Source organism: Labrys sp. 22185 (assembly GCF_052045555.1).
GTDB classification, from domain to species: domain Bacteria; phylum Pseudomonadota; class Alphaproteobacteria; order Rhizobiales; family Labraceae; genus Labrys; species Labrys neptuniae.
Window position 1 is genome coordinate 103,175 of the sequence record NZ_JBQEPH010000019.1, and the last position, 21,993, is coordinate 125,167.

The 21,993-nt window shown below is 58.3% G+C and carries 12 protein-coding genes; 8 read left to right on the forward strand and 4 right to left on the reverse strand.

Features of this window, described 5'->3' with window-relative positions; translation table 11 throughout:
• Positions 1 to 516: 516 nt before the first annotated feature.
• Both ACTJKX_RS27555 and ACTJKX_RS27560 read right to left on the reverse strand, forming a co-directional pair.
• Entirely contained in the window at positions 517 to 1,233 is a 717-nt protein-coding gene (locus ACTJKX_RS27555) for a response regulator transcription factor (RefSeq protein WP_440727184.1), read from the reverse strand.
• 867 nt (positions 1,234 to 2,100) lie between these two features.
• Positions 2,101 to 4,194: a sensor histidine kinase gene (locus ACTJKX_RS27560; RefSeq protein ID WP_440727185.1), complete on the reverse strand. Its 2,094-nt coding sequence runs from the start codon at positions 4,192 to 4,194 to the stop codon at positions 2,101 to 2,103.
• On the opposite strand from ACTJKX_RS27560, the gene ACTJKX_RS27565 reads away from it, so the two are divergent.
• The 5 genes from ACTJKX_RS27565 (at position 4,193) to ACTJKX_RS27585 (ending at position 13,153) form a co-directional block, all read left to right on the forward strand.
• Positions 4,193 to 4,924 carry a response regulator transcription factor gene (locus tag ACTJKX_RS27565; RefSeq protein WP_440727186.1) on the forward strand — a complete coding sequence of 244 codons (732 nt, stop codon included), beginning with the start codon at positions 4,193 to 4,195 and terminating at the stop codon, positions 4,922 to 4,924. The two genes, ACTJKX_RS27560 and ACTJKX_RS27565, sit on opposite strands and share 2 nt — an antisense overlap.
• A 178-nt stretch (positions 4,925 to 5,102) precedes the next feature.
• A complete protein-coding gene (locus tag ACTJKX_RS27570; protein ID WP_440727187.1) occupies positions 5,103 to 8,795 on the forward strand; it encodes an autotransporter outer membrane beta-barrel domain-containing protein in 3,693 nt (1,230 codons plus the stop codon).
• A 541-nt stretch (positions 8,796 to 9,336) separates the two neighbouring features.
• Positions 9,337 to 10,785 (forward strand): hypothetical protein, encoded by a 1,449-nt coding sequence (locus ACTJKX_RS27575; protein ID WP_440727188.1) that lies wholly within the window; start codon positions 9,337 to 9,339, stop codon positions 10,783 to 10,785.
• Positions 10,786 to 11,317: 532 nt separating this feature from the next.
• A complete protein-coding gene (locus tag ACTJKX_RS27580) occupies positions 11,318 to 12,088 on the forward strand; it encodes a DUF6065 family protein (protein ID WP_440727189.1) in 771 nt (256 codons plus the stop codon).
• A 9-nt stretch (positions 12,089 to 12,097) separates the two neighbouring features.
• Complete coding sequence (locus ACTJKX_RS27585) at positions 12,098 to 13,153, forward strand: DUF6065 family protein (protein WP_440727190.1); 1,056 nt, start codon at positions 12,098 to 12,100, stop codon at positions 13,151 to 13,153.
• A 131-nt stretch (positions 13,154 to 13,284) separates the two neighbouring features.
• Here ACTJKX_RS27585 and ACTJKX_RS27590 read toward each other — a convergent pair whose 3' ends face one another.
• A complete protein-coding gene (locus ACTJKX_RS27590; protein WP_440727191.1) occupies positions 13,285 to 13,899 on the reverse strand; it encodes a L,D-transpeptidase in 615 nt (204 codons plus the stop codon).
• A gap of 874 nt (positions 13,900 to 14,773) precedes the next feature.
• Here ACTJKX_RS27590 and ACTJKX_RS27595 point away from each other — a divergent pair.
• Together ACTJKX_RS27595 and ACTJKX_RS27600 are read left to right on the forward strand one after the other, a co-directional pair.
• Positions 14,774 to 18,049 carry an autotransporter outer membrane beta-barrel domain-containing protein gene (locus ACTJKX_RS27595; protein WP_440727192.1) on the forward strand — a complete coding sequence of 1,092 codons (3,276 nt, stop codon included), beginning with the start codon at positions 14,774 to 14,776 and terminating at the stop codon, positions 18,047 to 18,049.
• A gap of 329 nt (positions 18,050 to 18,378) precedes the next feature.
• Positions 18,379 to 18,621 (forward strand): type II toxin-antitoxin system HicB family antitoxin, encoded by a 243-nt coding sequence (locus ACTJKX_RS27600; protein WP_440727193.1) that lies wholly within the window; start codon positions 18,379 to 18,381, stop codon positions 18,619 to 18,621.
• A gap of 190 nt (positions 18,622 to 18,811) precedes the next feature.
• Here ACTJKX_RS27600 and ACTJKX_RS27605 read toward each other — a convergent pair whose 3' ends face one another.
• Entirely contained in the window at positions 18,812 to 20,926 is a 2,115-nt protein-coding gene (locus tag ACTJKX_RS27605) for a sensor histidine kinase (RefSeq protein WP_440727194.1), read from the reverse strand.
• A 259-nt stretch (positions 20,927 to 21,185) separates the two neighbouring features.
• Between ACTJKX_RS27605 and ACTJKX_RS27610 the strand changes: the two genes are divergently transcribed.
• The gene (locus tag ACTJKX_RS27610) at positions 21,186 to 21,431 is read left to right on the forward strand and encodes a transposase (RefSeq protein ID WP_440727195.1); all 246 of its coding nucleotides are present in this window, start codon (positions 21,186 to 21,188) and stop codon (positions 21,429 to 21,431) included.
• Positions 21,432 to 21,993 lie beyond the last annotated feature (562 nt).

Sequence of the window (21,993 nt, forward strand, 5' to 3'; positions counted from 1 at the left end):
ACTTATCTGAACGCTTTGCGCACCCACAGATCCCTATATACGACATATCTGATGCTCTTGTTCGACACAAGGTTGTGTCGGCATCGTTATTTTTTGCAAGAACTGGAGGTATTTGTGTTGTGAGTGACATCTTTTTCGAAGAATCTAATTTTAGAGATACCTCTGCACCTGCTCTGCGTATTTTGAACACACACAACATTTTCAAGATCGGACGATTTCCGCCGAAGACCTTGATATCGACCGTACTCTTCAAATTCAGCCGTCAGGCCGAATTCGAACTCTCAGAAATTTCTGCCTATTTCATGATCGAGATCGTTCGATCTATATTAGTGTTAGATGGCCAGAACTCCAAAATAGGTTGTATATTAGGATATATTTTTATCCGTATTCCTTACAATCTCAGAAACTGTCATATCTATGCACTCACCGTCACCTGCCTACATCATGAGATAGCCCGGCCTTCTCCTCAGATTGTTAAAAATTGGACTTTCGCCGGCTATGGACGGCATGCGCCACCTAGTCGGCAAAGGTAAAGCCCAGCCCGCGAATGGCGTGCAGGGGCAGGACCATGTTGGACTTTCTGGCTCTCCGGCGCAGGCGGCTTATGATGGTATCGAGGTGCGTGTAGTTGAAGTCATAGATGTCTGCGCCCATGGCTTCGACGAGCGCGCTCCGCTCGACGATATTCCCACGCTCGCGAAACAGACGCCCCAGGAGGCGCTGCTCCGAGACGGTCAGACGCAGGCGATGGCCCATACCGTCGGTGAGCGTCCAGCCCCCTTCCACCAGGGCCCATTGCGGGGCAGGAGGCGGTGGCGGGGCGGGGCGCTGCCCGCTGACGCGATTGTTGAGCGCCACCACCGTGGCGGCGAGCTCCCTGATATCGATTGGTTTGACGAGGTAGACGTCCGCGCCTTTGCCCAGGCCCGCAACCCGGTCTTCGATCGAGCCCCGGGCCGTCGCCATGATGATCCCGATCGATTGGGAGGCCCGCAGATGAGCCGCTATGGACAGGCCGTCCTCTCCCTCCAGGCCAATATCGAGAATGACGACCTGCGATGGCTTGGCGGCAAAGGCGCGGTAAAAGGCCCCGGCGCTCGGAAACCCACGTACGTTCAGACCCAGTCTCGATAGGCCGAGTACCATTTCCTCGCGGAAATCCTCGTCGTCATCGACAAGATAAACCAGAGGAGCGACTGCAACATCGCTCTGCTTAACCTTTTCTGCCGACATCGACGGACCTTACAGACAGAACTTTAGCGGATTAACCGAACTAAATCAGCCTTGAACTTGCCACAATAAAGCAGCACTCGCCTAAAGATATTGCGAACATATCTAAAATATATATTCGTATAAAAATTGCCTAGAATAACCTCTACCTACATACATCCTATAATTTGAAGAGAATAACAGATCATATATTCGAATAATCGTATTACAATTACAGTTACTGTCACATTCTTTCATTTCCTATCTCTTACTTGATTAAATTAAAATCATTATACGAATTCGCATCTTACGAAATATACGATAAAAAGATATATATTTTGAATTTTCCGCTAGGTTAATTGTGACTTTCTCGTGTGAAAGTAAATCCGCCACAAGCACCGTCGGATTGCTCGGGGCTGATGGTGCGCGCAGCGATGCCACGATCATCGATACTTCAATGATTGCTTCACGCAGCATCCCAATGGCCAGTAGCGTAATCTCGGTCGCCTGCTCGCCTCGCGCTCGCCTACCCGCAATGGCTCTGATTTCACGAGCATCGTGCTTGAATGTAGGCCTTGGCGCCTCCAGGACCGGCCAGCCAGATTTATGCTTTGCTATTCTCCCGGACGATGCGAACAAAGACGAACGGTAGAGCGACCAAGCCTGACTATCCCTTGCCGCTCTCCTGCTCCGCCGCAATATTCTGTCGCAAACTCGTTCCCATGCAGGGGCTCAAAACCACGTATGGTAGCTCATCGTTAGCCAGCAATCCGGGCGAATCGCTCCAGTGCACACCGGCTGCTTGGTTACGGAAGGAAGGTCCGCGGCTGTCCATAATCCGAATCGGCGCTGAAATTCCTTGAGTCGCCCGATAACCGCTCCTGTGTTCTATCAGGATGACACGGGAGGGCCGGATATGGAGTTGCCCGTGCGCGCTCTTTCGAGCGGTAGCGAGATGCGGAAGGTCGAACCGCTTGGGTCGCTCGCGGCCAACACGAGGTCGCCGCCATGCTGGCGTGCGATCTCCCTTGAGATATAGAGCCCCAAACCGGAGCCGCTCGCCTTCTGGCCCGCGACACGATAATATTTTTTGAATATCAAATCGCGATCCTTGATGGATATGCCAGAACCGTTGTCGGTAACATCAATGATTGCGCTCCCATCATTGATCGAAACAGATACTATGACCGGACGATCGTCGGCCGAGTATTTCAAAGCGTTCTGGATCAGATTTTGTAAAGCGATCTCCAGTAAGTTACGGTCCCCATTTACCACAGCACCTTCCTCTGAAATGAAACAAACACGCCTGGCGCTCTCGTCATCCATTCCTGCCTTGGCGTTATGCAATATCTCGTTCAGATCGATCGCCGAGGGCGACATCTGTTCGGCCGTGAGCTTCTCACCCGCCAGGATGTTTTCGATCAGCATCGACATCCTTTTGATAGCACGGCGTATCTTGGCGATGCTTAGTCTGACGTTGCCGGTGTCCTTATCGACCGAGAACGACAGGTTCTCTGCGGTGGCCGCTATCACGGCCAAGGGCGCGCGAAACTCATGCGACGCCAAGGCAATGAAATCCTGTTTCCGAGCCAGGGCATCATTGACGGAAGCAAGTGATTGTCGGAGTTTCATTTCAAGCAGGTGGCGCCGATCCATCTCCTCCTTGAGCAACGCGTTGCTTTTCGCAAGCTCCGCGGTTCTCTCCTGCACCTTGATCGTCAGCTCCTGCTCGGCGAGCCGCGCCATGACAATGACGCGGTCCTTTTCCTTACTCAGGTTGCGCTCGGCAAGCTGAGCTCGTTTGGCGACGGCAGCGCTTAGCAGCACGAGGTGAATTAGAGTCCCGGCAGCCAGCAGCCTTGCCAAGGAGCCGTCAATCCGCAAAGGGTTGAACCCCGTATACTGCAGCTGCATCACTGACAGCAGGCATATTACGCTCAAGAATGCAACTGCCGACAACAGATATTGATACTGCCGACGAAGAATGAGGAGATATAGCGCAAATAGAGCGACAAACATAAGGGATATTTGCTGCAATCGCGACACGAAGAACCCAACGTCGCCATAGTGTCCGGCTAGCGCAAATATCAGGGCGGCGACGTTGAGAAGCGTAACGCCTTGAGAGACGCGCCATGCCAGGATCGAGTGTTGACGAAACTCGAACAGCTTTTCCAAGAACAACATCATGAATATGCTATATAAGCAAACAATAGCACCCCAGCTTCTACGTACAACCGCGGGCTCCAAAAAAACCAATACCTCGGACGAATACCCCATATGATATACACTAATGAAACCCGACACCAACAGCAGTGCTGCATAAATTATAAATAGATTTTCCCTAAGCCAAAAATAATATAGCAAATTTGCAAATATCATCGCAAGAATAGAACCTATCACAACGCCGATGATCCAATCATTGACCTTTATATATTTTTCATATCCCGGTCTCTGCCAGATGTTCAGTGAGGTCGTGATCGAGGTCGATGACTGCAGGCGAATGTAATAATCGGCCGGATTAGAGGGCACGGAAATCCGGAAAACAGCGGAATAGGCGTCGACGCCATCTTCGGTCTCCAGGTGAAAACGGCTGGGTGGCACGGCTGCGAAGTGTCCGGCTCCATCCGGGACGTAAACAGCGACTTGCTCGATCAGGGGCCTTTCGATCTGCAAGAGCCACTGCCTGGAATCTTCCGGAGCGGCAAGGGAGAAGCGAACCCAGATCGCACCTTTCTGATACCCCTGGGTGAGCATCGAAGGGACGGCAACGAATTGAAGATCGGACTGTCCTGCAACGATGTCTTGGATGGTGAGTGCACCGCTCCGGTCATTGAGGACGGCGAGGTGACCGCTTAGGGAAACCGCGCCTCTAACGCCATCCGTCGACTGAAGTGAAAGCCCCCATGAGGCTTGCACCACAAAACAACTAAACAAGATAGACAAAGCAACGATTAGATGGAATCGGATGCTGCGGAAGTGCGACATGGAGGGGGCATTGATGTTCGCAAAAGAGGCTAAACAGGGTGATGTTGCGATCGCTCCTCTCGTTTATCTGGTTGATGACGATGAGGATTTTCGCGAAGAAATGGTGTCGGGCCTAACCAGATTCGGCTTGAACGTACGGGGGTTTGGCAGCGCTGCGGCCCTTTATCGGGCCTATGCTGCCATGCCATCCGAGATCGTTGTCCTGGATATTGGCCTGCAAGATGAAGACGGCCTGTCCATAGCGGCCCATCTGCGGGCATCCCAACCAGTCGGGATCATCATGGCGACCGCGAGAGGCTCGATCGATGACCGGGTCGCCAGCCTCGAGAAGGGCGCGGACGCCTATCTTGTCAAGCCTGTCGATGTTCGAGAACTGGCCGCCATGGTAGTCGCACTGCAAAAACGGGTCGACAGGGACCGCAGGGTGCCGACTCCCCCTCACGCCCCGCAGTGGGCCCTGGTGGAAGGGGGGTGGACGCTCATCGACGGTCTGGGCCATCGCCTGCGCCTGACCGTCTCGGAGCAGCGCCTCCTGGGATGCCTGTTCAGGGAGCGCGGCAAAACCGTCGACCGAAGCGTGCTCGTCGAAGCGATGGGCGCCGATGTCTATGACTTCAACTATGCGCACCTTGATACCATCGTAAGTCGCCTGCGTCGAAGGGCTAAGAAGTTAAACATGCTACCACCCCTGCATGCCATTCGCGGGCAAGGGTTCACCTTCGCCGACTAGTATGGTTTTTCGGTCACTGTCCAGAAAAATTCGCATTTATACTCGGACGACCCAGGGGGATAATGCTTCCGAATGAGATAATTTGCGCCAGGAAGTGACATGAAGAGACATTTCGTGAAATTGTGAGGAATCTGGGGAGTAAATATGTTCAAAAATACGTTCAATTATGGAAATCCCCATGTCCTCTCGACTCGTCGGCAAGCACAAGAAGTCTTCTTCGCCTCTTGGAGCTACTTTAACGGTAGGTAGCCCGGTTCGGGTGGCGCAGCGTAGCCTCGCTCATCCGAAAGCCTTAACCTCGACCATTGCCATCGCCGCCGCGCTTTCCTGCGGTGGAATGGTAGCGGCTCCCGGCGCGGCGTTCGCGGGAAGCTGCGACCCGGCGACTTTCGTATGCTCGGGAGCGGCCAGTCCGACCCAAAACGAAACCGGGCAGATTCTTGGCAATGGTACCGCACCGGTAACGGTCACCACCCAGTCGGGCTTCGGGATCAACGCCGGCGTTGGCGGTGTTCTTGGTGATGCTTTCTATATCAGGGGAAGCGGTGGCACGAGCTTTACCGATACGACAGGAGCAACCATCACCGGCCTTGGCGGTATCGACATCGCCGAGCAAGGTGCTGGCGCCCTCGTTGTAAAGTCGACAGGCTCGATCACCGGAACGGTCAACGGCGGCATTCTCGCCCAGACGTCCGCGACAAGCACCGGCCTGACGATTGACGTCAATAACGTTACGGGCAACGGCTATGGCATCGATGCTGTCAACAATGGCACCGGTTCCATGATAATTACCTCCAACGGCGTCATCACCTCGGCGGGCGGTGATGGCATCATCGCTACCATGGGGGGCAATTCCACGGGTCTGACGATCAATGTCAATGAGGTTAATGCTGGCGATAACGGCATCAATTTGAATGGCAACGCCGGCACCGGCGATATTTCGGTCACCGCCAACACGATCAACGCGGACTCCGACAACGGCGGCATCGGCACCGGCATCATCTTCGACAACGGTCCGAACACCCACAACTTCACCGTCAATGTCGGAACGATCACCGGCGGCGGCGGCGGCGGTATCTCTGGCTTCTCCAGCGGCAATGGTAATACCGATATCACAGTAGGCTCCATCACCACTACCGGTGGAGATGGTGTGAACCTCGATGTCGACGCCAGTCCCGGCGCGGGGTACACGAAGGTCAATGTCGGCGACGTCACGGCCAATGTTGGCAATGGTATCTTGGTTAACACGAATGCGAATACGACAGACCTTACCATTACAGCGAATAATGTAACCGCTGGAGGTGCTCGAGGCATTTATGCTGTCAACAACGGCACGGGAGCGGTGAACGTTACAGCGACCGGCACGGTGAGCGGCGCCGGCATCGACGGCATCAGGGTCGATAACGCCGGCACCGACGTAACGGTGAACGCTGTAGATACGAGTGGTCCTTTCTCTGCCATTGCGGTGTTTAACAATGGTACTGGCACGACCAACGTAACCTCGACCGGAAAAGCCGCTGGTGGCATGGGGTCGGCATATGCGGGCATCTATGTCAACAATGGTGCTTCGACGACGGGCATCGACATCAAGGCCGTGGATGCCGAGGGTGGCAACGCCATCACTGCGCTGAATGGCGGCAGCGGCACGACGGCAGTCACCGCCACAGGAACGCTAACCGGTAGAGAAACCGGCATCTATGTCGATAACGGCGCCAATACAAGCGGCGTGAACATTGACGCCGGCGGCGGCGATGTTGTGGGCGGCCTGCGGGGCATCTATCTCAACAACGCCGGTACTGGGGATGTCACAATCAAGTCGATCGGCAGCCTGACGGGCACGGCTTGGGACGGCATTCGCGTCGACGGAAACGCCAACGCGAACAATATGACCATCGACGTCAACGATGCTACCGGTGGCAATGTCGGTGTTCTTGTCGCGGGGACCGGCGCTGGTATAACCGATATCAAGGTGGCCGGGACGGCGACCGGCACCGCGGTCTCCGGTATCCGTGTCATCGGCAGTGCCATCAGCGGCAACTTGAACATTACCTCCAACAATGCGTCGGGCGGCGACGACGGCATCTATACCGAGTATTACGGTACGGGGAAGACCACGATCACCACGACCGGTGTTACGGAGGGCGGCGTCCACGGTATCCATGCCCTTTCCACCGGGCAGGAGATCGACATCAACAATTCCGGCACCATCCGCAACCGCTCTGGCGTCGCCACTGACGGCGCGATTTTCGCCAATGGTCCCGCGAAGGTCACCAATAACGGCACGATCATCGGCAGGGTGGAGCTGGTCAGCGCCGGCGGCAACACACTCGTCAATTCCGGAACCTGGGACACGTCGGGCGCCACCAACGAGTTCGGCGCGGGAACCGCCAACAACAGCGTCAACAACACCGGCACGATCATCGCCGCCAAGGACGGCGCGGCCGTCGCCAATACCGTCTTCAACAATGTCGGCACCTTCAGAAATGGCGGCCTACTGACCATGGGTGACGGGGGTACCGGCGACACCACAACCATCGATGGCAACTATGTCGGCGACGGCGGTAAGGTCGAGCTCGACGCGGAGTTGGGCGACGACTCTTCGAAGATCGATAAGCTGGTGATCACCGGCAATGCCACCGGCACCACAACGCTGGCAATCAACAATGTCGGCGGCCTGGGCGCACAAACCAAGGACGGCATTGAAACGGTGGTTGTGGGCGGCACCTCGGATGCGAACGCCTTCAAATTGGCCCACGCCGTGGCGGCCGGCGCCTATGACTACGGCCTGTACATGGGTGGCATCGGCGGCGATGCTGGTAAGCCGAACAACTGGTATTTGCGTTCGACGAATGAACTGAATGCCGAGGGACAGACCACGGTGGTCTATGCCGGCGCGCTCTCGCATTTCGCGCAGGCGACACTGGGCACACTGCAGCAGCGCACCGGCGGCCGGATCTGGCCGAACGGCGGATCGCAGGTCGCTGCTGACCTGCCGTCCGACCAGGTGATGAAATATGCCCCCGGTGGACCGGTGATCTATGGCCAGGGCGCCTGGGGTCGTGTCGGAGGACTTTATGCCTCCTACGATCCGAAGAAGGGGGGCTCCTACACCCAGGGCATCGGCTTCCTGCAGGCCGGCTATGAAGGCACGGCTTATGAGACGACGGACGGCCAGCTGACGCTGGGCGCCTATGCCACGGTGGGCCGCTCCTGGGTCACGGTCGACACTACGCGGGACCCCATCACCAAGGCGGTGCGCTCGAAGGGCAAGATCACCAGCAACGGCTACGGCGTGGGCGTCAACGCGACCTGGCTGGGCAATGATGGGCTCTATGCCGATGCGATCGGCCAGTTCACCTGGTATGACACCAATCTGTCCAATAAGAACGGCAGCAGCCAGGGCTGGGCAAGCGCGCTGAGCCTCGAGGTCGGCAAGCGCTTCGACGTTGGATCGGGCTGGTCGGTGGTGCCGCAGGCACAGCTGTCCTGGACCCATGTGGACTTCTCCTCCTTCACCGACACCCTCGGCAACCGGGTCTCCATCGGCGATGGCGACAGCGTGCTTGGCCGCTTGGGCGTGCGGGTCGAGAACCTGACGAGCTGGAAGGGCGAGGATGGCGAAACCCGCCGCCTGCAGTTCTACGGCATCGCCAACCTGAGCTACGAGTTCATGGGCGACACCTCGGCCAAGATCGGCCCGACGACCGTCGAACAGCAGGACAAGCGGCTGTGGGGTGAAATCGGGACGGGCGCGACCTATGCCTGGAACGACAAGTCCAGCGTCTATGCCGAGGCCAGCTACGGCCACGCCCTCGCCTCGGGCGACAACTACACCGCCAAGGGAACGGTGGGCTTCCGCTACAAGTGGTAAGTGGAAAGACCGGCCCATAGCCACAAGCACATCTGTCGCCGCTCTCACGCGGCGACAGAAAATAGAGCCCGATGCGTCACCTATCGATGCGCGGTTTGGTACGGCCAGGAGGGTCGAAGGACTTCTTCTTCGCCCCCGCCTCCGTCCTGGGTTTTTGAAGGTCCGAGGGCCGACGGTTTTGTGATGGCCCACTTTCTCCGATATTATCTATTAGCCACGCGACGACATCGCGTGGCTATATTTGCTTTAATTACGTAAGGTAATTTTAATAAACTTTTCAAATTATTAAGATATAATTTCAACAAAGCTTGACGAATCGAAGGTATCGCGGTAGCGATTCTTTGTTTGGTGATCGTCGATGTTGGGGGGATTATGATTCTCAAACTTTCGGTGCATGACCTAGGCTAACCTCTGTTTAGAAAGGTCAATCATGGCCGTACATGGAAAGTTTAGTCTAAGTTGTTCTGTCCTGGCGATGGCGTGCTTCTGGGCGCCCGCCACGGGTTGGGCGCAATCTGCGACCAATGAACAACTCTTCAAAATGATCGTGGACCTCCAGAATCGCCAGAAGGCACTGGAGAGTCAGCTGAAGGTCGCGACGTCCGAAGCTTCCAAGGCCAAGGCGGAGTTGCGGCGGCTGGGGCGGAAGACGGCTCATGCACCGCCGGCCGGGGCTGGGCCCGACTATGTCGAGATGGCCCCGGTCGCCACGCCCGTGGCCGGATCCGTGCAGGCACCGCCCGGCACGCAGGCCGTGGCCGCGGTCAACGGCAAGCTGGAACTGGGTGGCGGCAACAGCTTTGGCGGCTCGGGCTATGGCTATGCCGGCGGCTCGCTGGCGCTGCCACTCGGGCAGTCGTTTGGCGCGCAGGCCGACGTCGTCGGGGGCGTTGCCAGCAATACCGGCTTCTATGGCGGGGCTGGTCATGTGTTCTGGCGCGATCCCACCATCGGTGCGATCGGCGGCTACGGCAGTTTCCTCTATGGCACCGGCTATTTCGCGTCGCGCCAGGGCAACTCGGTCTATGGCTACCAGAATGCCAAGGGCGGCCTCGAGGGCCAGCTCTACTGGGGCCCCTTCACGCTGCAGGGCGTGGCCGGGCTCGAATACGAGAACCTCAACAGCAAGCTGCGATTCTTCGATGATGTTCGCGTCGCCTGGTATGCGACGGACAATCTCAAGCTGAATGTGGGCCATCGTTACACCGGCGGTCGCAACCAGGTCGTCGGCGGTGCCGAATATCTCGTGAACTTCAACACCAATACCGCCGCCTCCCTCTTCGCGGATGTGGCCTACGGCAAGAGGGTTAGTGGTTTCGACAGCTCCTTCGGCCGCAAGAAGGGCAACGACCTGACCGTCCAGGGCGGTCTGCGCTTCTTCCTGGGCACGGGCAGCAACACCAGCATGCCGGCAGTCACCTATGGCGGCGATGGTTTCGGCGAGAAGCGCAGCGGAGTCTTCACCGCGCCGGATTCGCCGACCGAACGCACCCTCAAACAGCGTGACCGCGAGGATTATCTGCCGAGTTACATCGGCCGAGACGCCGCCGAGATGCCGAGGGGAACCAAGCGGCCGCCTCCGATCGTGGTCGTCGGTCCGCCGGGCGCGCCTGGAGCGCCTGGCGAGCCTGGGAAGGACGGACTTCCCGGAACGCCTGGACAGAACGGGACGCCCGGAACAGACGGCACGCCTGGTCAGAATGGCGAGCCTGGTGCGCCCGGGGCCGAAGGCCCGCCCGGCACGCCTGGAACAGATGGACAGCCCGGCGCTCCTGGTGCAAATGGCGAGCCTGGCGCTCCTGGTCAGCCTGGCGCCCCCGGCGAGCCTGGGAAAGATGGACTTCCGGGCTCGCTGGGTCCGACCGGACCAGCCGGTCCCACGGGTCCAACCGGTCCGTCCGGTGAGACTGGCGCGCCGGGTGAGCCCGGCCCAGTTGGAGATCCTGGCCCAGTGGGACCTCCCGGTCCTCCCGGTCCCTCCGGCGTATAAACGGTCTGATCCACGAAGTTCGATCGGTCTCCATTATCGGGTGGCCCACGACCGGGGGCCACCCGTGACCAGACGAGGCTTCGGGACAGCAGGTGCTATTCCCGAGGCCTCGGATGGGAGATTGGTACAGATCGAGAAAATTCTGGAATAGACGGGTCTTGCGACAGTTCAGACCGTGTAGAGGCCAATTGAAGAGGGTAGCCCGGAAATCGGGTTCGTGCGTCCGGTGCGCCCTTCCCAATTTGGTCTTACTTAAACTGCCGCGGCGGCGTCGAGGCTACCGGACAGTATCCCAGATTGATGCTCATCAACGGCTGGCTTTAAACGTGTTGTCTTGAGATCTTGAACTGGCCGGGAGGCCGACAGTCGCGAGTTCCTAGGCCGGCGTAAAGACACTGCTTCTCGTTGAACGATGTCCGGCAGGCGCGGGTCGCATAATTGTTGGGTGCTCCGAGGCCAGGAATGCCCGTTCCAGTTCTCGATCCGATCCGGATTTTCGGGCGAGACGATATATTCAACCGGAATCTTCATCATGCAGGCGCCGAAGCTTGAAGGCTTTTCAATCCATTCGAATCCCGCGCGACTCGTCGCCGCTGGCAGCGAGCGCGAATGGATGGATCGGACGAGCGATCACTATGCCTATCGCTGCACGCCCTTGGCCATTGCCAATGCAACGGGGTGGGAACTGCTCAATCCGTCGGGTTTCTCGGCGACCTGGACTGGTGGAAACGGCCGTGACGACATCATTCTACGCCCGCATGTCGCCGGGGAGAAATTGCATCAGACTGGCTTCTTCTTCGGCCACGGCATCATCAGTTTTCACCCCGGCTATCTTTTCCGCACCGATCCGGGCTGGGTCGTCTGGGTGCGCGGCTCGCCCAATCGTTTCAAGGACGGCATCCATCCGCTTGATGGCGTGGTGGAGACCAATTGGCTGCCCTTTACCTTCACCATGAACTGGCGTTTCACGCGGCCCTGCACCGTGCATTTCGAGAAGGACGAACCCTTCTGCTTCATTACGCTGATGCCCAGCGTGGCGATCGAGGATGTCCAGCCGGTCATCCGCCCGCTTGAAGAGGAGCCCGGTTTGCACAGGGAATATCTCGTGTGGGCGAGCGAACGCAGCAAATTCAGCGCGGCCAAGGATGCCGGTGATCCTTTTGCCCGGGAACAGAAATGGCAGAAGAACTATTTGACCGGCAAGTCGCCCTCGGGAAAAAGCGCCGCCGACGCGGACCACCGCGTCAAGCGGGCGCTCAACCAGCCCGTCTTCGGCTGTCCTGTGAACCACAGTGCCAAGTAAGAGTGTCGCATGAGTGACCTGGCGATCAGCGCACCGCAGCTGGAATGTTTTTCCGTCACAGCAAGCCCCCCTCGCCTCGTTCCTGGCAGCGCCGAACGCGATTGGATGGACTTCACCAACCAGCGTTTTGCCTATCGCTGCACGCCCTTGACCATGGCCAATACCACCGGATGGGAGCTTTTGAATCCAACCGGCTTTTGGGCAACCTGGACGGGTCTCAACGGCAAGGATGATGTGATCCTGCGTCCGGATGATCCCAAGGCGCCTATGCATCATGTGTCCCTCGGCTTCGGGCACGGCATCATCACATTTCACCCCGGCTATCTCTTCCGCACGGCGCCCGGATGGATGACGTGGGCGCGTGGTGCGCCCAATCGCCTCAAACACGGCATCCAGGCGCTTGACGGTTTGGTGGAAACCAGCTGGCTGCCCTTCACCTTCACCATGAACTGGAAATTCACCGAGCCGGGCACCGTCTACTTCGCCAAGGACGAGCCGTTCTGCTTCATTACGCTGGTGCCCAGCCTGCCGATCGAGAGCGTTCAGCCGGTAACTCGCCCCCTCGCGGACGAGCCCCAGCTGGAAAGGGAATACAAACTCTGGCTCAGCGAGCGCACCAAGTTCAACATCGGGCTTGCCCAGGGGGATCCGATAACCTTGGAGCAGAAATGGCAGAAGAACTATCTTGTCGGCAAATCCCCGAGTGGGCGAACGGTTGCGGACCCGGATCACCGCACCAAGCGCAGCCTCAAATCGCCGATTTCCGCCGAGCAGCCGGACCAGCGCACCGCTTTGGACGTGCCGAGCCAGCTCGCCACCGCGTTCCAGAGCGACAAACCGACCCCCGCTGTCGTAATGCGTCAGGCCTTCCCAAGCTTCCAGACCGCTTACGGGGCGGCTCCGCCTGAACCGACGCAATCGCCTTCGGTCGACAATCTCCCAACCGCTAGGTCGGAACAGCCTGCAAAGCTACAACCCAATGAAAAGCGGGCTTCTGGAACCGGAACCAAAAGAAGCAAAGCGGAGAAAATACCGTCCTCCAAGAAGAAGCCCACAAAGACCTGAAAGCCGGCATGGCTACATCCATACGCATTGAGGCCGCATGTTCCGCTTCACGGGTTTTCCTCGTTCGAGGTTCTTGCGATGCGATTAGGGCCCTATGTGGCAGGGAAGATTTACTTCGGCTTCGGCCTCCCTCAATACACCATAACCCGCGTGCCATTGGGCACGCGACTGGCCAGATCGATGATGTCGGCATTGCTCATGCGAATGCATCCGGAGGAAACCGGCATGCCGATGCTGAAGGGATCGTTGGTGCCGTGTATACGATAAAGGGTATCCGCACCATTGGCGTAGAGATAGAGCGCCCGGGCTCCCAGCGGATTTTCAGGACCGCCGCTCGTTTTCTGCACGCGCGGATCCCTGCTACGCATGTCAGCCGGCGGATTCCAGTCCGGCCATGCGGCCTGGTGATCGACATAGACAGACCCTCGCCAGGCAAAGCCGTTACGTCCGGTTGCCACGACATACCGAATTGCCTTGCCGTCAGGGAGGGTCAAATACAAAAGATGCCTCGGTGCATCCACGACGATCGTTCCGGGCGGCGCCTTGGTGGGGGTATCGACCACTGTCCGCACATAGGACGGGTTTGTTTTTACGTCGGGCAGGGAGGCCAGGAAACGGGCATCTCGTTGGGACATCGCCAACTGGTCAGGCGCCGATTGCCGCACCGTCGTAGTCGGGTTGGAAACACAGCCTGCCAGCACGACTCCAACAGTCATCGGTATGAAAATTCGCGTCACAAAGACCATTTTGCCCTACACCCCTCGGATAATATATGCCAACACATCCGAAAAAATATATACTTACTCACTTAGAAATGTAAATACTTAATTTTTATATTTAATACATAAAATTAATTATAGATACAATTGAAAAAGAATGACTATATTTCAATTTATTATCTATATTTGATCATATATTTTAAAATTTATAACTATAATTTTAACTTTATCGGGCAAATCAACCCCAATGAAGTCGACGAGGTCGTCCTCGCGCGCCCGGGCCACGGAGCACCGCCATGAAAACATAACAATACGACACAAACACAAATGAAAGTAAGAGACAGAAAGTGAAAGGAAGTGAAAATAAAATATATAATAGATTTAATTTAAAAATCATTACTCGTATTTACATTTTTAAACGTATTTAATATTCATGATCTCCCGATACATTACGGAACAGACTCGGCTGTGTGATTAAGTCAATCGCCAGCCGGATGCCTACGAGACCGGGCGCGTTAGGGGGCGGAACATGGCTGGCAATGAACAGGGCGAGAGCCTGAGGCGGATGGTGAGAAGAGAATTGGTGCTTCGTCACCTCCTTCGCGGGTGCAGCCCAAAAGCGCTGTTCCTGGGAAGCACGCTGCTCGCGACAGCCCTGTCAGCGACGGCAATGCCGTCCCAAGCCCTGGCACAATGCGCACCGGCACCGGACGCGCCTGTGAGTATCTCCTCGGGCAGTTGTACAGATTCCGGTTCGCCGGGCACTCCAACCCGATCGAGCACTGACGCCACGGACGCGGTCAGCGCGTTCGGCACCGGGACCTATACAGGAAACGTCGTTGAATTAGACGCGAGCGGTACCGGCTCCGGCGCCCACGCAAGCGGCGGCGGAACGATCAATTTGAACGGCGCACCGGATGGTAGCGGGGGGTACAACACCACCAACGTCAATACGACGGGTGCGGGCAGTCACGGCCTCTATGCCGACGGTGGCGGCCACATCAACGGACATGGTGTGCTTGTCACCACATCGGGCGATGGCAGCCACGGCATCTTCGCAACCGGAACCGGCAGTGACGTGAAGGTTGACTCTAACGGAGTGACGCTGCCAGCGAATACCGGTCAACAAATCGTGGTCACATACGGCAACGATGCATATGCCGCCTATGCAGCCAATGGTGGCAAGGTCGAGATAACCGGCATCGATGCCACGACAACCGGCATCATTACCTATGGCACGGGCAGTTCTGCCTTCGTCGCTGAGTCAGGCGGCCAGATCACCCTCGCCGGTGTGAGCGGCTTCATTAGCGGCGATAATACGGCGGGCGCCTCCGTTTCGGGTGCCGGCAGCAGCATCGTCACGAACGGCAGCTACATCAACACCTATGGCAATAACAGCGCCGGGATGCTGGTTGCCGACGGGGGAGCAGCCACCATCCATGGCGGCGCGGTCGTGACCGGTAATTATCATGGAACGCTCATCAGCAATTCCGCGGCTCTCCTTGCCCAGGGTGCCGGCAGCCAGATCACGATTGACCAGGGGGGCAGCGTAACCACCTATGGCGCGGCCAGTGCCGGCGCAGTGGCTCAAGGCGGGGCTTTCATCGATTTCAAGGGCTACGGCATTTTCACCTATGAGACCGGCTCCGCCGGCGCGGTAGCGGATGGGACGGATGGGAACGGAACAGCCAGCAAGATAGCCATCACCGATGCCATCGTCCGGACGACCGGCCCGTCCAGCGCCGGTGTCCGTGCCACGGGCGGCGGTACGATGAGTGTAACCGGCGGCGAGATCACCACCGGGTACAAGCCGGGTTTCGACACGTCCGGCGGCCATTACCTGGCGAGTGAGATTGGCAAGGAATCAAACGGCGCGGAGGCCATCGGAGCCGGCAGCACGATCACGATCACGGACAATGAGCTCACAACCACCGGTGACGGTGCCATCGGTGTCGCTGCCAATGGCGGTGGCACCGCCACGGTTACCGGAGGCACCATCACGACCGGTGGCGCCCCGACCGCCAATTTCAGCGCCGATGGTGTCCGGGCAACCGGTCCCGGCAGCACGGTCACACTGGCGAGCAGTGCGAACGGCGGCACGGCGGTCAGCACTTCGGGTGTCAACGCCATGGGCCTGCACGCGATGCAGGGTGGTATCGTCGCCGCCACGAATACCACAGTCAACACCAGTGGCGCCGGAGCCTTCGGTGCGCTTTCTGAAGGGGCGAGCAGCAATGTCAAGCTGACAACCTCGACCGTCACCACGCAGGCCGCTTCGGGCCTTTCCGTCAACGGGGGCGGCCAGATCAACACGACCGGCACCGCCGTGACGGCCAACGGGGCCGGCTCGTCGGGTATTCTCGGCACGGGCGATGGCACGGTGACGATGACGGGCGGTTCCCTGAGCGCAACCGGTGACCTGATCACCGGAACGGCCGGCAATGTCGTCGCCAATCTCACCGGTGTCGCTCCCACGACAGGCAGCGGCATCGTGGTGCATGCCGTTGGCGGCACCAGCAGCGGCAATTTCACCAACATGGCGCTGACCGGCAACGTCGTGGGAGAGGGAGCCGCCAGGGCCAACGCAACGCTGACCGGGAGCCGGCTGACCGGTGTAGCATTGAACGCCGACAACATGACTGTCGACGCCGCCAGCATCTGGACCATGACGGCCAGTTCCACAGTCAACAACAATGCTGCTAGCACCACCAACAATACAGGTCTCATCGTCTTCACGCCGCCCGCGGGCGGCGCCTACAAGACACTGACGACCTCGAATTTCGTTGGAGGAACCGGCGGCGCAATCGGGACGGTCGTCCTGAATACCTATCTGGGCGATGATTCCTCGCCGTCCGATAAGATCGTGATCGATGGCGGCACCGCCACGGGATCGACCGGCCTGACCATCGTCAACAATGGCGGCCCGGGCGCGGCGACCATCAAGGACGGCATCGAAGTGGTGCAGGTTGAGAATGGCGGAACGACCAACTCCGATGCCTTCCATCTCACCCGGACCGTTTCAGCGGGCGCCTATGACTACAACCTGTTCCGGGGAGGCCTCGATCCAAATACGGGCACGCCGACGGACGAGAATTGGTTCCTGCGCAATGTCGGCCTGAACGAGCCGACGCAAACCTCCCTGCCCTATGCCCAGATCCTGAGCAACTTCGCCTTTTCGACGCTGGGGACGCTGCAGCAGCGCACCGGCAACCGCATCTGGCCGAACGGCACCCCGGCGGAAACCATTTGGTGCAAGGACCCGGCCCAGAATTACAAGTGCAAGGTCAATGCCGAGCAGGCCAGCGTCTATGTCAATGGCGGCCCGGTCATCTATGGCCAGGGCGCCTGGGGGCGTATCGGAGGGCAATACTCATCCTTCAGCCCCTCGATTGGCTCGTCCTACAAGGAAAGCATTGGTTTCCTGCAGGCCGGCTATGAAGGCACGGTATCCGAAAGCGCGGCCGGCGAGATGACGCTCGGCGGCTATGCCACTATCGGCACCTCGCGGGCCGACATCGACATTACCCGCGATCCTGTCACCGGCGCGGTGCGCAAGGGCAAGATCACCAGTGAGGGCTACGGCATCGGCGTCAATGCGACCTGGCTCGGAGCCAATGGCTTCTACGCCGACGGCATTGGCCAGTTCACCCTTTACCAGAGCAGCCTTTCCAACAAGGTCGGCGGCGACAATCGGGGCTACTCCACCGCCCTCAGCCTCGAAATAGGCCGGCGTTTCGATCTCGGCTCGGGCTGGAGCGTGGTGCCGCAGGTGCAGCTCGCCTGGACATATGTCAATTTCGACAGCTTCGCCGATACGCTCGGCAACAAGGTTTCCCTCGGCGACGGCAACAGCCTCAAGGGCCGAGCCGGCGTGCGCGTGGAAAAGCTGGACAGTTGGAAGGACGCCGACGGCAATATCCGACGGATGCAGGTCTATGGCATCGCCAACCTCACCAACGAATTCCTCCGGGGCACGAAAATCAACGTCGCCGGCACCTCGGTCAAGCAGCGGGAAAAGGGCCTTTGGGGCGAGGTTGGTCTCGGCGGCACCTATGCCTGGAACGACAAGTGGAGCGTCTATGGCGAGGCAGACTATGCCACCGCCCTGTCCGGCGGCTCCTCTGGGAACGACAACTACACGGTCAAGGGCACAGTGGGCGCACGCTATAGATGGTAGGTCGGCCTGCCAGCGACAGCTGACGCAGTGCAGCGACTGCACTCGGAGTAAAGCCGCTTTTCGATGAAGGCAGGCTTTTACCCTGAATTCTGAACATACGGTTGAGAAGTGCCTGATCGAACAGCTCTGCTCACATCAGCAAATACGTTGCCGATTGTGAAAGTAGAAAGCATTGTTGCCGATTTGGCATCTGGATGTGCCCATGGCCAGCCGTTCGGTCACCGTATGGAGAATGTCGCAAGAGCCTGCTCGCGACAAGCCGGCTAAGGAGATTCTTGCCGAGCTGCTCAACTCGTCGATTGGCAGTCCGGCTCGATCGGAAGGGAACCATGAGCGATCTCAAATATGCAATTTTGGTCGAGCCAAGATCAGCGGTTGATGGTGGTGGTTTCACCGCGATTGTCCCGGACCTGCCTGGCTGCTCGAGCAATGGCGAGACACCTGAGGGAACGCTAGCCAAAGTGCAGGAGGCAATCAGCCTGTGGATCGAGAATGCGAAAAGCCAGGGCCGGCCCATCCCAAAAGCATCACGTCATCATATGGCGATCTGGGCTGCCCTCCAGACTGCTTAGCCAGCACCAGTAACGGTGATATACAGGATACGCAAAACCAAGCTGCGCCCGGCTCGATCGCCGGATTGGCCGTAATCCTCTCCTGCGTGCGAACCGTGTCAACACCAGTATTACGAAGCCGGGCATCCATTGCAGGCGAGAAAATCCTGCCCGCAGGACGTTGATCGCAGGCAGAATTCTCTACAAGCGCTCAGGGCTCGAGCCGAGCGGGTTGGGAGTTGCGAAGTTCATGCTCTTGAGACGGGCGGGCTGACCTCTCGAGGGGTAGTGAAAGACAGAATGTCGCCCCCGTAGCGTCACTGGCCGCCAGTATAAGCTCACCTCCGTTCTGCTGGGCGATCTCCCGTGAAATGTAGAGACCCAGACCAGAGCCACTCGCGCTTTTGCCGGATCCGCGATAGTATTTCATGAATATGAAATCACGATCACCGAGCGCTACACCAGTACCCTGGTCCGTCACATGTACAAACGCAGAGTCTTGGCTAGTCGAGAGCCGCACCGTCACTGGCTTCGTTAAAGCTGAATATTTCAGAGCGTTCTGGATCAGATTTTGCACCGCAATCTCCAGAAGAACGCGGTCACCCTTTACCATTGCCGCGTCCTCGTGAATGAAGCTGACCCGCCTCGCGGCAATATCATCCAGCCCCGCTTTGGCGGTATGCAATATGTCGTTGAGGTCAAACACCTCCACCTTAACAAAAGGCACCAGCCCGGTATTAAGCCGGTCACCAGCGAGGACGTTTTCAATCAGCATGGACATCCTTTTGACCGTGCGGCCAATCTTGTCGATGCGCAGCTTGATGTTGTCGGAACCCTCAGCCACGGAAGCCATCAAATTGTCCGCGGCGGCGGCTATCACGGCCAACGGCCCCCGGAACTCATGCGACACCATAGCCACAAAGTCCTGTTGCTGAGCCAAAGCGTCGTTGACGGAATCGAGGGACTGCCGGAGCTTCGCCTCGAGCAAATGACGTCGATCGATCTCCGCCTTCAGCGAGTTGTTGCTTTCCGCGAGCTCCGCAGTCCTCTCGCCCACCTTGATTGTCAGTTCTCGCTCGGTTGCTTGGGAAAGAGCCATCTCGCGATCCTGTTCCGCCCGCCGGCGGCGCTCGGCAAGTTGTGCGGCGACACGGTCGAAGAGCAGGATCAAGGCCAGCCCGAACGCCGCCATCAACCCGGCCGTCCAAAAATGCTGCCTGCGCATGGGTACCAATTGCTCGAGAGAAGCAAGCGTGAACAATTGGTACGGCGTACCGGCCAGCGGCTGATGCCTCAGCAGATAAGGCCTGCCGTCGATGAGCCATTGATCGGCATGAGCCGAACCCGCGATCGCGCGCACGTCCATGGGCTCGCCCGGCTCCTCTTCGTTGTCCGGCGGCAGCACCGTGCCTGGCGAGAGAAGTGCCGCTACATTGCGAAGCATGAAGCGTTCGGACGAAGTGGTGATCACACGCCCCTGGCGGTTCACGATCAGCGCAATGTGCCGGCCTGTCAGATAGGATGCCACATTGGGCGCATCGAACTTAACGGTGACTGAACCCTGCGGCGCATCGTTCGAGTCAACAATACGGCTGGCCACGAAATAGGATGGGGTTTTGTTCAGCCGGGCGATGCCGAATGAAGACCCCGTGCCGTCGCGCAATGCATCGATGAGGTAAGACCGGCCCGAATAAATCATGCCGACGATGCTATCGGACGCGGCCCAATTGCTGGCCGTCACCGTGTCGTCCGACATATTGTTCATATAAATGCGAGCATAGCCCAGATCACTTGCCAGCGCGTTCATGAAGTCGCCGACTTTGCGTACCAAGGGATCTTGCGTGAACTGCACGGCACGCTGCTGGCGCGTTAGGGCGACGACGCCGGGCGGATCCGTGCGATAGCGGACTGCGAGTTGGATCACCTCGGCCTGGCCTGCCACCATGTGGGCCACGCTGACCATCTCGGTGAACAATCGATCCATGATGCGCGCGGTGGTGATGGTCTCGTATTGGGCGCTGGACGCCAGGCTGTCCAGATGCTCCGCCACGATCCGCTGTGACATCCACCATCCCAGGAGGGCCACCAATGCCAGCCACGCCAGCGCCAAACCCGGCGTCACTTGGCGTATGATAGGCAGCATCTGCCGCCCGTGGGGACTTTGCGGCTGTAGCACGTCGCTCACACCGCCCCCACCAGGCAATTGTCCAAAGTAACTTCGTTTGGTTCCATGTTCGTCATTCGCTACAGGATCAGACTCGATTCCGGAATCGGATCTGATTCTGTAGATCATTGTTGTTGCACCGTTTTTTCCGAAAATCGGCATCCACTCTTCGACGCGGTGCTCTAGCTCGCGGAAGTCTCGGGCGAAGACAGTTGGTGACTTCAGCTAAGTCCATCTTGCTCATCATTGTGAGCTGCCTTTATCGAAGAACCTGAGAATGCAATATTATAATACCTCCATCATGCGATTCGTGAAATGGCTTAGAACGCCTAACAAAACCGTTTGTTAACCAAGCCGGCCTGAGTTTGTCGGCATGGCGAAGAAGCTTCTTCCTGATGATTTGTGAGCTGAGATCGCGTCGTTGATGCCGGCCTGGGAGACGCGCCCCAAGGGCGGCCGACCTTCGGTGGAGGCTCGGGGCATGCCCGGCGGCATCCTGTTCGTTCTCTACACGGCGATCCCCTGGGAACGCCTGCCGTTCGAGGTAGCGGGTTGCTTGGGCATGACGTGCTGGCGTCGGCTGCGGACTTGGCAGGATGCCGGGCTCTGGGACAAGATCCATCGGCACATGCTCGACCGGCTGAGCCTCGCCAGACAGATCGACTAGTCACGCGCCAGTGTGGATGCTTCTTGCGTTCCCGCGAAAAGGGGGGCGACGGGACGGGGCCGAACCCGACCGACCGCGGCAAGCCGGACACCAAGCGCCACATCATGGTCAACGGTGCCGGCGTTCCTCTCGCCGTCGTCCTGACCGGAACCAATCGCCACGACAGCATGACCCTCACCGCCGGCGTCGATGCCGTCCGACCGGTTCGGCAGACGCAAGGTCCATGCCGACAACGCCTACGACTTCGATCGTTGCCGACGCTATTTGCGGAACCGATCCATCATACCGCGCATCGCCAGACGGGGCATCGAAAGCAGCAGCCATCTCGGAAAGCTCCGTTGGGTCGTCGAACTCACTATCGCCGACGCCATCATCGCCTTCAGAGCAAGGAAGAGGCTTTGTCGAGCGCTCTAAGCCATCGACACATCTGCCTGCAAGCGGACGACTATGCTCGCCCAAAATCGCCTGACTGCGACGCCCCGTTACCGAAGTCCTGAGCCCAACTGCCTGGAGAGCCCCCCGGAATTCTGAAGCAATATGCATAACTTGAGGATATGCATCG

Bases quoted from the DNA above. Each gene is read 5' to 3' on its own strand.
- ACTJKX_RS27605 (WP_440727194.1), bottom strand. From the start codon at position 20,926: ATGCCGATTTTCGGAAAAAACGGTGCAACAACAATGATCTACAGAATC.
- ACTJKX_RS27570 (WP_440727187.1), top strand. From the start codon at position 5,103: ATGTCCTCTCGACTCGTCGGCAAGCACAAGAAGTCTTCTTCGCCTCTT.
- ACTJKX_RS27565 (WP_440727186.1), top strand. From the start codon at position 4,193: ATGGAGGGGGCATTGATGTTCGCAAAAGAGGCTAAACAGGGTGATGTT.
- ACTJKX_RS27590 (WP_440727191.1), bottom strand. From the start codon at position 13,899: ATGGTCTTTGTGACGCGAATTTTCATACCGATGACTGTTGGAGTCGTG.
- ACTJKX_RS27560 (WP_440727185.1), bottom strand. From the start codon at position 4,194: ATGTCGCACTTCCGCAGCATCCGATTCCATCTAATCGTTGCTTTGTCT.
- ACTJKX_RS27600 (WP_440727193.1), top strand. From the start codon at position 18,379: ATGAGCGATCTCAAATATGCAATTTTGGTCGAGCCAAGATCAGCGGTT.
- ACTJKX_RS27575 (WP_440727188.1), top strand. From the start codon at position 9,337: ATGATCGTGGACCTCCAGAATCGCCAGAAGGCACTGGAGAGTCAGCTG.
- ACTJKX_RS27585 (WP_440727190.1), top strand. From the start codon at position 12,098: ATGAGTGACCTGGCGATCAGCGCACCGCAGCTGGAATGTTTTTCCGTC.
- ACTJKX_RS27555 (WP_440727184.1), bottom strand. From the start codon at position 1,233: ATGTCGGCAGAAAAGGTTAAGCAGAGCGATGTTGCAGTCGCTCCTCTG.
- ACTJKX_RS27580 (WP_440727189.1), top strand. From the start codon at position 11,318: ATGCAGGCGCCGAAGCTTGAAGGCTTTTCAATCCATTCGAATCCCGCG.